At 72.7% G+C, this 14,895-nt stretch carries 14 protein-coding genes; 10 read left to right on the top strand and 4 right to left on the bottom strand.

Annotation, left to right across the window (positions count from 1 at the left end):
- Positions 1–70: 70 nt before the first annotated feature.
- Positions 71–394 carry a hypothetical protein gene (locus MKK70_RS22320; protein ID WP_243949989.1) on the bottom strand — a complete coding sequence of 108 codons (324 nt, stop codon included), beginning with the start codon at positions 392–394 and terminating at the stop codon, positions 71–73.
- A 166-nt stretch (positions 395–560) separates the two neighbouring features.
- Between MKK70_RS22320 and MKK70_RS22325 the strand changes: the two genes are divergently transcribed.
- Genes MKK70_RS22325 through MKK70_RS22350 form a run of 6 tightly spaced genes read left to right on the top strand, consistent with a single transcriptional unit; the run spans position 561 to position 8,170 of the window.
- Positions 561–830, top strand: coding sequence for an acyl carrier protein (locus tag MKK70_RS22325; RefSeq protein ID WP_409567138.1), 270 nt, complete (start codon positions 561–563; stop codon positions 828–830).
- Positions 827–2,035, top strand: coding sequence for an acyl-CoA dehydrogenase family protein (locus tag MKK70_RS22330; RefSeq protein ID WP_243936699.1), 1,209 nt, complete (start codon positions 827–829; stop codon positions 2,033–2,035). Before MKK70_RS22325 ends, MKK70_RS22330 begins: the two co-directional genes overlap by 4 nt.
- Positions 2,035–3,006 carry an amino acid--[acyl-carrier-protein] ligase gene (locus MKK70_RS22335; protein WP_243949991.1) on the top strand — a complete coding sequence of 324 codons (972 nt, stop codon included), beginning with the start codon at positions 2,035–2,037 and terminating at the stop codon, positions 3,004–3,006. The genes MKK70_RS22330 and MKK70_RS22335 overlap by 1 nt, the downstream gene beginning before the upstream one ends.
- 4 nt (positions 3,007–3,010) lie before the next feature.
- Positions 3,011–3,979 carry a DUF1839 family protein gene (locus MKK70_RS22340; protein WP_243949993.1) on the top strand — a complete coding sequence of 323 codons (969 nt, stop codon included), beginning with the start codon at positions 3,011–3,013 and terminating at the stop codon, positions 3,977–3,979.
- 11 nt (positions 3,980–3,990) lie between these two features.
- Positions 3,991–6,438, top strand: a complete 2,448-nt coding sequence (locus MKK70_RS22345) for a glycoside hydrolase family 2 protein (protein ID WP_243949995.1) — start codon at positions 3,991–3,993, stop codon at positions 6,436–6,438.
- A 7-nt stretch (positions 6,439–6,445) separates the two neighbouring features.
- Entirely contained in the window at positions 6,446–8,170 is a 1,725-nt protein-coding gene (locus MKK70_RS22350) for a thioesterase (protein ID WP_243949996.1), read from the top strand.
- Positions 8,171–8,492: 322 nt separating this feature from the next.
- On the opposite strand, the gene MKK70_RS22355 is transcribed toward MKK70_RS22350, so the two are convergent.
- Together MKK70_RS22355 and MKK70_RS22360 are read right to left on the bottom strand one after the other, a co-directional pair.
- Entirely contained in the window at positions 8,493–9,032 is a 540-nt protein-coding gene (locus tag MKK70_RS22355) for an ATPase (protein ID WP_243949998.1), read from the bottom strand.
- A 116-nt stretch (positions 9,033–9,148) separates the two neighbouring features.
- Positions 9,149–9,340 (bottom strand): hypothetical protein, encoded by a 192-nt coding sequence (locus MKK70_RS22360; RefSeq protein WP_243933742.1) that lies wholly within the window; start codon positions 9,338–9,340, stop codon positions 9,149–9,151.
- Between the two features lie 281 nt (positions 9,341–9,621).
- Here MKK70_RS22360 and MKK70_RS22365 point away from each other — a divergent pair, with 281 nt between their 5' ends.
- The 4 genes from MKK70_RS22365 to rimM all read left to right on the top strand — a co-directional run bounded on the left by MKK70_RS22365 (position 9,622) and on the right by rimM (position 12,551).
- A complete protein-coding gene (locus tag MKK70_RS22365; RefSeq protein ID WP_147844508.1) occupies positions 9,622–9,837 on the top strand; it encodes a glutathione S-transferase in 216 nt (71 codons plus the stop codon).
- Positions 9,838–9,841: 4 nt separating this feature from the next.
- Positions 9,842–11,407, top strand: a complete 1,566-nt coding sequence (gene ffh, locus MKK70_RS22370; RefSeq protein WP_243949999.1) for a signal recognition particle protein — start codon at positions 9,842–9,844, stop codon at positions 11,405–11,407.
- A 104-nt stretch (positions 11,408–11,511) separates the two neighbouring features.
- Positions 11,512–11,874 carry a 30S ribosomal protein S16 gene (gene rpsP / locus MKK70_RS22375; protein WP_147728730.1) on the top strand — a complete coding sequence of 121 codons (363 nt, stop codon included), beginning with the start codon at positions 11,512–11,514 and terminating at the stop codon, positions 11,872–11,874.
- 11 nt (positions 11,875–11,885) lie between these two features.
- Positions 11,886–12,551, top strand: a complete 666-nt coding sequence (rimM, locus tag MKK70_RS22380) for a ribosome maturation factor RimM (RefSeq protein WP_243950000.1) — start codon at positions 11,886–11,888, stop codon at positions 12,549–12,551.
- Between the two features lie 33 nt (positions 12,552–12,584).
- Here the strand turns inward: rimM and MKK70_RS22385 are convergent, their stop codons facing one another.
- A complete protein-coding gene (locus MKK70_RS22385; protein WP_243950001.1) occupies positions 12,585–14,891 on the bottom strand; it encodes a PAS domain-containing protein in 2,307 nt (768 codons plus the stop codon).
- Positions 14,892–14,895: the final 4 nt, after the last annotated feature.

Here is a 14,895-nt window from a genome sequence, read left to right on the forward strand (position 1 = left end):
AGCGTCATAGATATCTCCAAAAGCTTCGAGACCCGAGGATCGTGTGGTCGCGGGGCCGGGGCCGATCGCGTCACACCTTGTTTTGCGGCCCGCTTTTTGGTGCGGGCTCATCGGGCCCGCTTTTGCGATGCCCCCAGTGCCCGAGCACTGTGTGCGAACCGGTCCACCCGAGCAATGTCGAATCCTCCCCGAAGACCTCGTGCGACGCCGCTGTTGCATCACGGCAACGAATCGAGTGACCTTTAGCCAGCTTGCATACGGATGTAGCGATCTGGCCCGCGCAACCGACCACGGAAGCCGTCGAAACACAGATCCTGCCGGCACTTCGCACATGGATTGTGCGCAATGTCGTCAATTCGATCTGCGGCGTGCTTTCGATCGCGGCTTCGCGCATCGCCCTTCGCCTCCGGCGAATCCTGTCTCGCGGTGCGAAGGAGCGAATACCGACTTCCAGCGCGATAGACATCAAAGCTTTAGAATTCACCGATTATTAAGTTAACTTTATTGAAGAGTAAGAATTGACGACGACAGTCCAAGGCTTCAGGTTCGCGATGGATCAGATGGTGTTGCGTGCAATGATTTCCTCTCACGACATTCGCGAAACGCTCGGTGGAATCGAGTCCCTGTCCGGGCAAGTCGACCGGCTCTCGGACGACGACGATCTGTTCGACAAGGGCCTGTGCTCCTTCGGGTCCGTGCAGCTGATGCTCGCGCTCGAGGAGCGGTTCAACATCGAGTTCCCCGATCATCTCTTGAACCGGGCGTCGTTCGCGACGATCCGCGCGATCCGCAGCACCGTCGCGACGATCGCCCAGCCGGTGGACGCATGAGCGCGCTCGCCAAGCGGGTGCCCCCCGAACCGGTTCTCGCCCCGCCGACCTTCGCGGAGCGCATCCGCCGGGTCGCGCAGGTCGCCGCGCTCCATGCGGACGCCGTCGATCGCGAGGGGCGCTTCCCCGCGGAAGCCGTCGCCGCGCTCCGCGAGGAGCGGCTCCTCGGGATCCAGATCCCGGAGGCGTTCGGCGGCGAGGGGGCCGACATGAGCCGGCTGGCCGAGGCCTGCTTCGGCCTGGGGCAGGCCTGCGCCGCGACCGGGATGGTGTTCGCGATGCACCAGATCAAGGTCGCGAGCCTCGTCACCCATGGCGGGGAGAGCGCCTGGCACCGCGCGCTGATGCAGCGGGTGGCGGAGCGGCAGCTGCTCGTCGCCTCGGCGACCACCGAGGGCGGCATCGGCGGCGACCTGCGCAACAGCCTCTGCGCGGTCGAGGCCGAGGGCGACGCGTTCGCCTTCCGCAAGGACGCCACCGTGATCTCCTACGGCGCCCACGCCGACGTGATCCTCGCCACCGGCCGGCGCCATCCGGACGCCGCCTCCTCCGACCAGGTCCTCGTCGCGCTGACGGCCGACCAGATCACCCTGGAGCGGACCAGCCGCTGGGACACGCTCGGCATGCGCGGCACCTGCAGCGACGGCTTCCTGCTCGCCGCCCGCGACGTGCCGATCGCCCAGATCCTGCCGAAGCCCTTCGCCGAGATCGCGGCCCAGTCGATGCTGGCCTCCTCGCACCTGCTGTGGAGCAGCGTCTGGTTCGGGATCGCGAGCCATGCGGTCGACCGGGCGCGGACCTTCGTCCAGGCCGAGGCCCGCCGCCGGCCGGGCACGGTGCCGCCGGGCGCCCTGCGTCTCGCCGAGGCGACGAGCGCGCTGCAGGCGATGAAGGGGACCATCCAGGGCGGGCTGCGCCACTACGCGGAAGCCCAGGGCGCGCCCGATCTGCTCGGCTCGATCGGCTTCGCGGTGGCCCTGAACAACGTGAAGACCACCGCCTCGACCGCGGCCGTCGCCATCGTCCAGCTGGCGCTGGGGATCGTCGGCATCGCCGGCTACAAGAACGGAACCCCGTTCAGCCTCGGCCGGGCGCTGCGCGACGTGATGTCGGCGCCGCTGATGATCAGCAACGACCGTATCCACAGCAACACCGCCAACCTTCTGCTGGTGCAGAAGGGCAACGGCCAATTCCTGAGCGCGTGATGGACAGCTTGGCCACCCCGACCCTCGCCGCGCCGCTCGAGACGAGCCCGTCCCAGGCGGATGCGGCGGAACCGCGCTCGTTCCTCGACCGCCTGTTCGACCGCGGCCACCTGGTGCGCACCGGGATCGACGGGCTGTACGGGCGCGGCGGCGACTTCGAGAGCGTGGTCGAGGCGCTCGACGCCCTCGTCTCGCGCCTCGGCGCGGCCGACGGCGCCGAGCGGATGCGCTTCCCGCCGGGCATGAGCCGCCCGGCCTTCGAGCGCAGCGGCTACCTCAAGGGCTTCCCCAACCTCGCCGGCAGCGTGCACAGCTTCTGCGGCGACGAGGCCGCCCACGCGCGCCTCCTCGCCTGCGTCGAGGCGGGGCGGGACTGGACCCAGGACCAGGCCTGCACCGACATCGTGCTGACGCCGGCCGCCTGCTACCCGCTCTACCCGGTCGCCGCCGCGCGCGGTCCCCTGCCGGCCGGCGGCCTGCTGTTCGACCTGCAATCCTACTGCTTCCGCCACGAGCCCTCGGTCGAGCCGACCCGGATGCAGATGTTCCGCATGCGCGAGTACGTGCGCATGGGCAGCCCCGAGCAGGTGCTGGCCTTCCGCGAGGTCTGGCTGGAGCGCGGCACCGCGATGATGCGCGCCCTCGGCCTGCCCCTGGCGGTCGACCCGGCCAACGACCCGTTCTTCGGCCGCGCCGGGCGGATGCTCGCCAACAACCAGCGCATGCAGGGGCTCAAGTTCGAGCTCAACGTGCCGGTCAACAGCGAGGCCCCACCGACCGCCTGCCTGAGCTTCAACTACCACCAGGACCACTTCGGCAGCACCTGGGAGATCGGCCAGGCGGACGGCGCCGTCGCCCACACCGCCTGCGTCGGGTTCGGCCTGGAGCGGATCACGCTCGCGCTGCTGCGCCACCACGGCCTCGACCTCGCCGCCTGGCCGGCGGACGTGCGCACGCAGCTCTGGGGCTAGGACGGTGCCGGCCGCCCTCGCCCTCGCCCGTGCCCCGGACGCCGCCCCCGAGCCGGCGCCCCACCCGCTCCACGCCCCGGCCCGCGCCTGGCCGGAGACGAACTGCTACGTCGACCTCTGGATCGAGCTGCTGCACGCCCGCGGGCTCGAACCGGAGGGGATGCTCGGCTTCACCCTGCGCCAGGATTTCGAGGGTGACCAGTTCACCTTCTTCAAGCCGGCGATGGCCGACATCGAGGCGCTCTACGGCCTGCGCCTGGAGGAGCTCGCCGTCTACGACGGGCTCGAGCGCCACGCGAGCGTCCAGGTCGCCCGCGGCTGCCCGGTGCTCGTCGAGGTCGACGCGATCCACCTGCCCGACACCGCCGGCACCACCTACGGGCGCGAGCACGCCAAGACGACGATCGCGATCCTCGGGCTCGACCCGCGGCGGCGCACCCTCGACTACCTGCACAATGCCGGCCGCTTCCAGCTCGCCGCCGACGACTACGACGGCATCTTCGCGCCTGCCCTGCTGGCGCCCTACGCCGAGTTCGTGAAGGTGGTCGCCCCGCCCCTGCCGCCCCGCGCGCTGCGGGCGGCGGCCCGCACGCTGCTGTGCGGGCATCGCACCCGCGCCCCGCGGACGAACCCCGTGCGCGCCTTCCAGGCGGCGCTGGAGCAGACCGGCGAGGCCCTCGTGCTGCGGCCGCTCTCGGTCTTCCACCGCTACGCCTTCAACACCACACGCCAGCTCGGGGCCAACTTCGAGCTTCTCGGCAGCCACCTCGCCTGGCTCGACGCCGCGGGGCTGGCCGATCTCGCCACCGCGGCGGAGGCGGCGACGCGGCTGGCACAGGAGACCAAGGCGTTCCAGTTCCAGCTCGCCCGCGCCTTCGGCCGGCGCAACGCCGCGCCGCTGGCGGCCGCGCTCGAGCGCCCCGCCGCGAGCTACGACGCGGTCTTCTCCGCCCTCGACCGCGCCCTGCGCTGAGGGACGGCGCCGTGGCCCGCCTCCACGCCGTCGACGGCATCCCGGCCCGCACGATCGAAGGGCCGTGGTCCCTCGTGGTGACGGCGCCCGGTGCCTGCGCCGGGCCGGGCGAGGCGGCGAGCCTGCCGGGCTGGATCCCGGCGGAGGTCCCCGGCACCGCGGCCGCCGCGCTCCGTGCGGCCGGCCTCTGGTCGGAGGCCGAGCCGACGCCGCTCCACGGGGCGGACGTCTGGTACCGCACCGCGCTGACCCTGCAGGGCCGCGAATCCCTCCGCTTCGAGGGGCTGGCGACGCTCGCCGAGATCTGGGTCGACGGCGTGCTCCGCCTCGAGACGCGCTCGATGTTCCTCGCCCACGCCATCGCGGTCGAGGGGACGGGCACGGTCGAGCTCGCCCTGTGCTTCCGCGCCCTGCAGGCCGAGCTCGCCCGGCCCAACCGGCGCGGGCGCTGGCGCCCTCGCCTGGCGACGCCCGGAGCGCTGCGCCACGTCCGCACCAGCCTGCTCGGCTTCATGCCCGGCTGGTGCCCGCCGATCGACACGGTCGGCCCGTACCGGCCCGTCACCCGGACCGCGATCGGTCCCGGGCGTCCGCACGTGCTGTCGGTCGACCTGCGCGCCGCGCTCGACGGCGGCACCGGCCGCCTGCGCCTCCGCCTCGCCCTCGCCGATGCCGGAGGCTCCCGGCTGACGCTCCGCTGCGCCGGGGCAGAGGCGGTGATCGAGGCCGACGCGGCGGGCGGCTTCGCCGGCGAGGTGCTGATTCCCGAGGTCGCCTTGTGGTGGCCGCACACCCACGGCGAGCCGCGGCTCCACGCGGTCGAGGCCGAGATCGACGGCCATGTGCTGGCGCTCGGTCGCGTCGGCTTCCGCACGATCGCGCTGGAACGGCCGTTCGCCGAGGGCCTGAGCCTGACGATCAACGGCGTGCCGGTGTTCTGCCGCGGCGCGTGCTGGACGCCGGCCGACCTCGTCGGCCATTCGGCCGAGGCGTGCCGCCCGCTGCTGGCGCTCGCGCACGAGGCCGGCATGAACATGCTGCGGGTCTCCGGCATCACGCTCTACGAATCCGACGCCTTCCACGACCTGTGCGACGAGCTCGGCATCCTGGTCTTCCAGGACCTGATGCTCGCCAACTTCGACTATCCCGTCGACGATCCGGCCTTTCGGGAGCTGCTGCTCGCCGAGATCGACGGCTTCCTCGACCGCACCCAGGCCTCGCCCTCGCTCTGCGTCCTGTGCGGCGGCAGCGAGGTCGCGCAGCAGGCGGCGATGCTCGGGTTCCCCCGAGACGCCTGGACCAGGGGCCTCGCCGAGGACGTCCTCGCCGCCCGCGTCGCCCGCCTGCGGCCGGACCTCGTGGTGGTGCCGAACTCGCCCTTCGGCGGGGACCTGCCGTTCTCGACCGAGGCCGGGCTCGCCCACTATTACGGCGTCGGCGCCTACCGCCGGCCGCTGGAGGATGCGCGCCGCGCCGAGGTCGGCTTCGCCTCGGAATGCCTGGCCTTCGCCAACGTGCCCGAGGACGCGACGCTGCGGGAGGCTGACCTCCTGGACCCCGCCGGCCCGGCCTGGGCCGCGGCGATCCCGCGCGACCGCGGCGCGGATTGGGATTTCGAGCAGGTCCGCGACCACTATCTCCGGACGCTGTTCGGGCTCGACCCCGAGACCCTGCGTCGCGACGACCCGGACCGCTACCGCGCGCTCGCCCGCGCGACGAGCGCCGAGGTGATGGAGGCGGTGTTCGGCGAGTGGCGCCGGGCGCGCTCGCCCACCGCCGGCGGGCTCGTGTGGAACTTCCGCGACCTCGCCCCCGGGCTCGGATGGGGCGTCGTCGATGCGGCCGGCCGCCCGAAATCGGCGTGGTACGCCCTCAAGCGCGCCTTCCGGCCCATCCAGCTGACGATCTCGGACGAGGGCCTGAACGGCCTGCACCTCCACGTCCACAACGACGCGGCCACGCCGCTGTCCGCAACGTTGCGGCTCGTCTTCAGCGATGCCGAGGGGCGCGTGGTGCAGCAGGCCGAGCGCGCGATCGCGTGCGATCCGCGCAGCTCGGGAACCTGGTCGAGCGCGACGCTGCTCGGGCGGTTCTTCGATGCCACCGGAAGCTACCGCTTCGGCCCCCCCGCGCACAGCCTCGCCCATGCGAGCCTGATCGGCCCGGACCGCGACGGCGTCCTCGCCGAGAGCTTCCACTTCCCGCAAGGGCGCGATCCGGCACCGCGCCCGATCGGGCTCGCCGCCGCGATCGAGGCCGGCGCGGCCGGTCCCGTCCTCCGGGTCGCGGCGGACCGCTTCGCGCTCTGCGTGCGGATCGAGACCGAGACGGACGCGCGTCCCGCCGACGACGGCTTCCATCTCGCGCCCGGCACGCGGCGGCGCATCGCCCTCGTCGGGGACGGCCGTCCGCGCGGGATCGTCCGGGCCGTCAACACAAACGAGATCGTGAGGTTCTAAAACCTTGATGATGCACGCTCCCTTGCCGCAGCGCCTGTCGCCCCTCGAAGCGGAACCGGTCGTGATCGACGGCCTGTTCGGATGGTTCAGCCCGGGCATCGGCCGGCGCGGCGTGATCCTGTGCGGTGCGACCGGCTTCGAGCAGCTCTCGGCGCATCGCCCGTGGCGGGCACTGGCCGGACGGATCGCCGCCACCGGCTGCGCGACCCTGCGCTTCGACTATCCGGGCGAGGGCGATTCGGCGGATGCGGGCGCCGGGACGCTGGCGGCGTGGCGCGATGCGGTCCGCAGGGCGGTGCGCTTCCTGCGCGAGGAACCGGGGGTGACGGAGGTCGTCCTCGTCGGCCTGCGGCTCGGGGCGACGCTGGCGGCGCTCGTGGCCGAGGAGGGCGGCGTCGACCGGCTCGTGCTGATGGCGCCGTGCCGGACCGGGCGCGGGTACCTGCGCGAGATGAAGCTGCGGGCCCCGGCGGTGAACCAGCTGTCGGACGGCACCGCGCCGGCCGAGATGCCCGGTCGCCTCTCGGTCGGCGGCTTTCCGATCGGCCCGGAGCTCGCGGCCGACCTTGCGCGGATCGACCTCGCTTCGGCGACGGTCCGGCCGGCGCCCGAGATCCTGATCCTCGGCGCGGAGACCGACGCCCTCGCCAAGCGCTACGCCGCGCTCGGCGCCGCGGTGACGGCGGGCGCCCTGCCCGGCCTCGCCCAGCTCGTCGGCAACCCTTTGTTCTCGGAGGCACCCGAGGCGGCCTTCGCCGAGGTGGTCGCCTTCGCGACCGCAGGCGCCCTGCCCCGGCCGAATTCGGCGCGCGCCGTCGCGGCGCCCGCCCATCTTGCCGGAGACGGCTGGCGGGAGGAGGCGGCCCGGTTCGGGCCGGGGCTGTTCGGCATCCACGCCCGGCCGACCGGCCCGTCGACGGGGGCGCCGACGGTCCTGTTCATCGCCGCCGGCCTCAGCGCGCATTCCGGCTGGGGCCGGCAGGCGACGCGGATGGCCCGCGTTCTCGCGGCCGAGGGCGTGCCGTCGCTGCGGATGGATCTGGCCGGGGTCGGCGACAGCGCGGATCGGCCGGGCGGTGCCTCGCCGATGTTCTCGGCCGACACCCTCGACGATTTCCGTCACGCCCTGGACCACCTCGAGGCGCAGGGCGCGAGCCGGGTCGTCCTCGTCGGCAATTGCAGCGGCGCCTACGCGGCGTTCCAGGCGGCGTGGCGCGACCGCCGGGTCGCGGGCGCGCTGCTGGCCAACCTCTACTGCTTCGACTGGCACCCGGACGACGACGTCGACGCCGTCGTGCGCCGGACGGTGGGAAGCGCCGCGACCTATGCCGCCCTGCTCCGGCGCGGCAGCACGTGGCGCCGCCTGCTCAAGGGCGAGGTCGGCGTCCGGGCGATCGGCAGCGTGCTCCTGCGCCGCGGCCTGTGCATGGCCGAACGCCGGTGGAAGGCGCTGTTCCGTCCGGCGCCCGAGGGCGGCAGCGTCGCGCGCCGGATCGCGGCGATGCGCCGGCGCGGCGCGCCTCTGCGCCTCGTCTACGCGGTCGGCGATCCCGGGATCCCCGCCCTGCGCAGGCATGTCGGCCGCACGCCGGAGCGGGCCGCCCGGCGCCTCGGCGCGCCGGTCGCGATCATCGCGGGCACCAACCACAACCTCGCGACGCCCGCCGCGCAGGCCGAGCTGGCCACGATCCTGCGGGACCTCGTCGCCACCGTCGTCGCGAGTCGCCCCTGACGCCCCGCCGGCTGCGCGGCCGCGGGGGCGGCGAGACAACGCAGGCGAGGGGCTTCACAGGGCGGGTCCCACCGCCTACCTTCGGAGTCCCAGCAACGAACGAAAGGAGGTGATCCAGTGTCTCATTGTCATCAGCCGCTGTCTTCGGCTTACCGGACCTGGACCGTCGCCTCCGGCGCCTCCTTCTAAGGGCGCTCGAGCCGCACACTCGGGACAGTTTCGGCCGGACCGCGGTTCGGCAATGGAAGGGCCGCCCTCACGGGCGGCCCTTCGGCTTTTCGGGGGCACGGCGATCGCGTCGCCGTGCCGATGCGAAGCTGGTTCAGCGCTTCTGGAACAGCGGCTGCGCCAGCGCCTCGGTGCGGGCGCGCCAGAGGTCGCGCTCCTCGCGCATCGCGTCGAGCTCGTCGCGGATCTGATCGCGCTCCGCCCGGAAGTGATCGCGCTCGGCGCGGATTTCCTGGAGGGCGTTCATCTCGATCTGCACGTGGTTGCGCAACTCGCGGATCTCCTGGGCGAGCAGGGTCTGCAGCTCGCCGTGGCGGTCGGCCTCGAGCCGAAGCTTGGCCTTCAGCATCAGGTTCTCGGCCATCAGCTCCGAGACGTCCTCGGCGTCCGAGTTCGAGCGCGGGGCCTCGGCCGGCTGCTGCACGATCCGGGGCGACCAGGCCTGCTCGGCGGCGCGGGCCTCGGGGCGCGGCGCCGGGCGCGCCTCGGAATGGCGCGCCTCGACTTGGGGCTGTGCCGGGGCCTGGGCGGCGGGCGCCTGGGCCTTCATGGCGGCGAGCCAGTCGCGCAGCGGGCCCGGGGCCGGGCGTCCGCCGGACTCGTAGGGTGGCAGGTTGCGGGCGGGGTCCGACATCGGCATGTCCTCAACGATCGAGGCCATTCAGCGCCGAACATGCTTAACGATCGGTAAAGGTTAACGCCGTCTCGCCGTCCGATCACGGGAATGTGGGCCGAATCCCGCCCTGCCCCTCAGCCCGCGCCCTTCTCGATCTCCTGGTCGCTCTCCTGGTCGACGTTCTGCTCGCGCTCGTCGAAGGTGTAGCCTTCGAGCCAGTCCGCGCTGTCCTGCGAGCCGGCCGGGTAGGGGTCGGCCGAGAGCGGCGCGCCCTGCTTCTTGGCCGCCCTGCCCTCTTCCACGATCTTGGCCGATACGTATGCCATGCGGGTCTCCTCCTTGGCGCCTTGGTCTTCCGAAGGTGGGAGGACCGTGCGAAAAGGCGAGCCCGGCCGTCGGCGGGGACGACGGACCGCTGCAGATCCGTCGCGAAATTGACTTTTCGCGTGAGCTTCCGTATCGCCCGGCGCATCCGACGTTCTTCGTCGACTCCGAAGCCGACCGGTCCACCGAGACCGGAGGTCAACGCCCGACAGCGCGTCCGCGCCCTCGGGCGTGCTCGGCGTTGGCGGCAGCGTCCTCACGAAGGCCGTCCTTGACCCACGCCATGACCCCATCCGCCGCCCTGCGCATCGAGGATGCCGTGAACGAGGTCTGCCCCTGGTCGGGCAAGCCGATCGCGGCCGATTCGCTGACGCTGTACAACGGCGCCGTGGTTGGCTTCTGCAATCCAGACTGCCGGGACAAGTTCGCCCGCGCGGTCGGCGCCTTCGAGGATGCGTTCCAGGCGCGTCGCGCCGCCGCGTCTGGGCTGGACCAGTAGCGCCATGTTCGAGGGCCTTTCCGACCGCCTGTCCGGCATCCTCTCCGGCCTCACCCGCCGGGGTGTGCTGACCGAGGCCGACGTCACCGCCGCGATGCGCGAGGTCCGCCGCGCCCTGCTCGAGGCTGACGTGGCGCTCGAGGTGGTGCGCGGCTTCACCGACGCGGTGCGCGAGAAGGCCGTCGGCGCCGTCGTGCTGAAGTCGGTGACGCCCGGCCAGATGGTCGTGAAGATCGTCAACGACGAGCTCGTGGCGATGCTCGGCACCGACGCCGCGGTGATCGACCTGAACGCGCCCGCCCCCGTGCCGATCCTGATGGTCGGACTGCAGGGCTCGGGCAAGACCACCACGACGGCCAAGATCGCCCGCCGCCTGTCGGACCGCGAGAAGCGCAAGGTGCTGCTCGCCTCGCTCGACACCCGCCGTCCGGCGGCGATGGAGCAGCTCGCCGTCCTCGCTGGCCAGGTCGGCGTCGCCTGCCTGCCGATCGTCGCCGGCCAGTCGGCGGTGCAGATCGCCAAGCGCGCGATGGATGCCGCCCGGCTCGGCGGCTTCGACGTGGTGATGCTCGACACCGCCGGCCGCACCACGGTCGACGAGGCCCTGATGCAGGAAGCCGCCGAGGTGAAGGCGGCGACGAAACCCCACGAGGTCCTGCTCGTCGCCGACGCGCTCACCGGCCAGGACGCGGTCAACACCGCCCGCGCCTTCGACCAGCGCCTCGGCGTCACCGGCATCGTGCTCACCCGCATGGACGGCGATTCGCGCGGCGGTGCGGCGCTCTCGATGCGCGCCGTCACCGGCAAGCCGATCAAGCTCGTCGGCACCGGCGAGAAGGTCGACGCGCTGGAGGAGTTCCACCCCTCCCGCGTCGCCAACCGCATCCTCGGCATGGGCGACATCGTCTCGCTCGTCGAGAAGGCGGCCGAGACCATCGACCACGAGCAGGCGCTCCGCACCGCGGAGAAGATGCGCAAGGGCAAGTTCGACCTCGACGACCTGTCGATGCAGCTCGCCCAGATGGAGAAGATGGGCGGCATCGGCGGCCTGATGGGCATGCTGCCCGGCATGGGCGCGATGAAGAAGCAGGTCGAGGGCGCCAACCTCGACGAGAAGATGTTCAAGCGCCAGCGCGCGATCATCTCCTCGATGACGGCGCAGGAGCGCAAGAACCCCGATCTCCTCAAGAACTCCCGCAAGAAGCGCATCGCGGCCGGCTCGGGCACCAAGGTCGAGGAGCTGAACAAGCTCCTGAAGATGCACCGGACCATGGCCGACATGATGAAGGCGATGGGCTCAGGCAAGCGCGGCATCGGCCAGGCGCTGGGCTCGATGTTCGGCCTCGGCGGCGGCGGGATGCCGGGCGGCATGGGCGGGATGCCCGGGCTTCCCCCGGGGATGCCCGAGCCGACGCCGGAGCAGATCGAGGCGATGCAGAAGCAGTTCGGCGGCAAGCTGCCGCCGATGCCCCCCGGCCTCGGGGGCGGCGGCAAGATGCCAGGCCTTCCGGGTCTCGGCGCGCCGAAGATGCCGGGCCTCGGCGGCTTCCCGTTCGGGAAGAAGAAGTAGGGCGAATGGGGAGTAGCGAATAGCGAACGGGGCTTTCGGCCATCTGTTCGCTACTCACTACCCACGATTCGCCGATCGATCGAAGCAAATCAGGAGCTGAAGACATGTCCCTCAAGATCCGCCTCACCCGTGGCGGCGCCAAGAAGCGCCCGTACTACCGCATCGTCGTCGCCGACGCCCGCGCGCCCCGCGACGGCCGCTTCATCGAGAAGGTCGGCGCCTACGACCCGATGAAGGCCAAGGACGACCCGGCCCGCATCGTGCTCGAGGCCGAGAAGATCACGGCGTGGCTCGCCAAGGGCGCGCAGCCGACCGACCGCGTCCTGCGCTTCCTCGACGCCGCCGGCCTCGCCAAGCGCCCCACCCGCAACAACCCGCAGAAGGCCGAGCCGGGCGAGAAGGCCAAGGAGCGCGCCGCCAAGCGCGCCGAGAAGGCCGCCAAGCCCGCCGAGGACGCGGCCGCTTAAGGAGCGCCAGCATGCGTCGTCCCGCAGGCCCATCCCGCGGCGACGGCGCGCGCCGCGGCGCCATCGCGCCCGGCACTCAGACCTCGCCGCGGCCCACGCCCGCGGCGAAGCCGGCTCCCGCCGCGATCGATCCGAGCCTCGTCGTGATGGGCGAGTTCGGGCGGGCGCAGGGGCTGAACGGCGAGATCCGCCTGAAATCCTATACCGGCGACCCGCAGGCGATCGCCGGCTACGGCCCCCTCGTCGCGGCCGACGGCCGGACGTTCGAGCTGACGAGCGTGCGCCCGGCGCCCGGCTCCTCGCCCGACCTGCTGATCGCGCGGGTGCGCGGCGTCTCCGACCGGACCGGCGCGGAGGCGCTGAACCGGACCCTCCTCCACGTCCCCCGCGAGCGCCTCGGCGACCCCGATGAGGACGAGGTCTTCACCGCCGACCTCGTCGGGCTGCCGGCGATCGATGCCGCCGGCACCGTGCTCGGCACCATCGTCGCCGTGCCGAACTACGGCGGCGGCGATCTCCTCGAGATCAAGCCCGCGCAGGGTGGCGCCACCGCGCTGCTGCCCTTCACCAAGGCCTTCGTTCCCGAGCTCGACGTGGCGGCCGGGCGCGTCGTCGTCGCTCCACCGGAGGATTTCTTCGCGCCGCCCGGCCCGAAGCCCGCGGACGATCCGGGCTGAGCGGAGCCTCGGCGTGCCCGGCGGCGATCCGCCCTACGCTTCCATCAATCCGCTGAGCGGCGCCGTGACCGTGCAGGTGACGCCGGTTTCCGGGTAGGCCAGCGCCACCGCGCCGCCGATCGCGCCGACGAGGCCGCGCTCGATCAGCCGGGTGCCGAAACCCTTGCGGCGCGGCTCGATCACCGGCGGACCGCCCTGCTCGCGCCAGAGCAGGTGGATCGCCGCGCCGGGCCCCTCGCCCGCGACGTGCCAGCCCAGGGCCACGCTGCCGCCCGGCACCGAGAGCGCGCCGTACTTGACCGCGTTGGTGGCGAGCTCGTGCGCCATCAGCGCCAGCGACAGCGCCGCCTTCGGGCCGACCGCGAGGTCGGGGCCGGACAGCCGGAACCGCTGCGGCCCGCCGTCGTCGTGGATGCTCAGCGCGCCGCTGAGCACCGCCTCCATCCCGGCGCTCTCGCTCTCGCCGGAGAGCAGGATGTCGTGCGCCTTGCCCATGGCCACGAGACGGGCCGACAGGGCCTCGCGCGCCGCGTCCAGATCGGTGACGTTGCGCAGGGTCTGCGTCGCGATCGCCTGGACCAGCGCCAGCGTGTTCTTCAGGCGATGGCCGAGCTCGTGGTGGAGGATGTCCTGCTGCGCCGCGGCGCGCTTGCGGTCCTCGATGTCGCTGATCGCCACCACGGCGCCGATCGTGGCGCCGGACGGGTCCTTCACCGCCTCGCCGACGATCTCGATCCAGCGGCGCGACCCGTCCGGCCGCTGGTAGTGCGCTTCCAGCTCGGCGTGGTCGACCTCGCCCGCGGTGAGGCGGGCGAGCGGGTAGTCCTCCGGCGCCACCGGCGCCCCGTCCGAGCGGAAGGCGCGGTAGGCGCCGTAGCCGGCACGGTCTTCGGCGTAGAGGGTGGCGTGGCCGAGGATGCGCTCCAGGCGCGAGTTGCCGAACACGATCCGGCCGCTCGGGGCCTCGGCCAGCAGGATGCCCACCGGCATGGTCTGGAGCACGGTGTCGAGCTGCGCCTGGTTCTGGCGCAGGCGGCGCTCGGTCTCGTTGCGCCGGGTGATGTCGAGCATCGCCCCGATCATCCGCACCGCCCGGCCCGCGCCGTCGCGGATGATGTAGCCGCGGTCGATCACCGCGGCGTAGCTGCCGTCGCCCCGCCGGAAGCGGTACTCGTCGGTCCAGGTCTCGGTCGCGCCGTCGATCGCCGCATGGATGCTGTGGGCGATCCGGTCGCGGTCCTCCGGATGGATCTGGGCGAGCCACCAGGCGCCCTGCGGCGCGACGTCGGCGAGGTCATGGCCGTGGGCCAGCATCAGCGCCTCGTTCCACCGGACCTGGTCCGCGACGAGGTCCCAGTCCCAGATCGCGTCGGTGGTGGCCCGCGCCGCCAGGCGATAGCGCTCCTCGGTCGCCTTCAGGGCGAGGTCGGCGGATTTGTGCTCGGTGATGTCGCGGACGGTGCCGATGAAGCGGACCGCAACGCCGTCCTCGAGGATCGCCCGCCCGCGGGCGGCGATCCAGCGCTGCGCGCCGGTGTCGGCCGCGATCACCCGGTAGTCGATGTCGAGCGCGCCGGTGCCGGCCGGGTCCATGGCCGCCCGGACCGCCGCGTCCGCGCGCTCCCGGTCGTCGGGGTGCAGGCCGCCGAGATAGGTCTCGGCGTAGGTGACCGGGCCGCGGGCCGGCACGCCGAACAGGGCGCGCACCCGCGCGTCCCAGCGCAGCTCGCCGCTCGCGAGGTCGAAGTCGAAGATGCCGATGCCGGTGGCTTCGACCGCGAGCCGCAGCTGCTCCTCGGCCAGCGCGCGGGCGGCGAGCGCCTGCTCGCGGTTCTCGATCGCCCGGCGCAGCTCGAGCTGGACCATCACCTGGCGCGCGAGGGCGGCGAGCGTCGCCATCTGCCGGTCGGTCAGCCCTTCGGGGCGCGGGACGGAGTCGATGACGCAGAGCGTGCCGAGGGCGAAACCCTCCTGCGTGTGCAGCGGCGCGCCGGCATAGAACCGGATCTGCGGATCGCCCGTGACCAGGGCGTTGTCGCGGGTCCGCGGATCGCGGGTCAGGTCGGGGATGACCAGGATGCCGTCCCGGCCCAGCGCGTGCGCGCAGACCGATTGCGACAGCGGCGTCTCGCACGGGTCGAAGCCGATGCGGGCCTTGAACCATTGCCGGTCCTTGGCGACGAAGCTGACGAGCGCGGTCGGGGTCTTGCAGGCCTGCGAGGCCAGCAGGACGATGTCCTCGAAGCCGGCCTCGGCGGGCGTGTCGAGGATGTCGTAGGTGTCGAGGGCGGCGAGACGCGCGTCGTCCAGCGGGTCGTCCGGCGTCGGTGCGGCGGTCATGGCG

Origin of the sequence: Methylobacterium sp. E-041 (assembly GCF_022829665.1) — a bacterium.
Classification (GTDB): Bacteria; Pseudomonadota; Alphaproteobacteria; order Rhizobiales; family Beijerinckiaceae; genus Methylobacterium.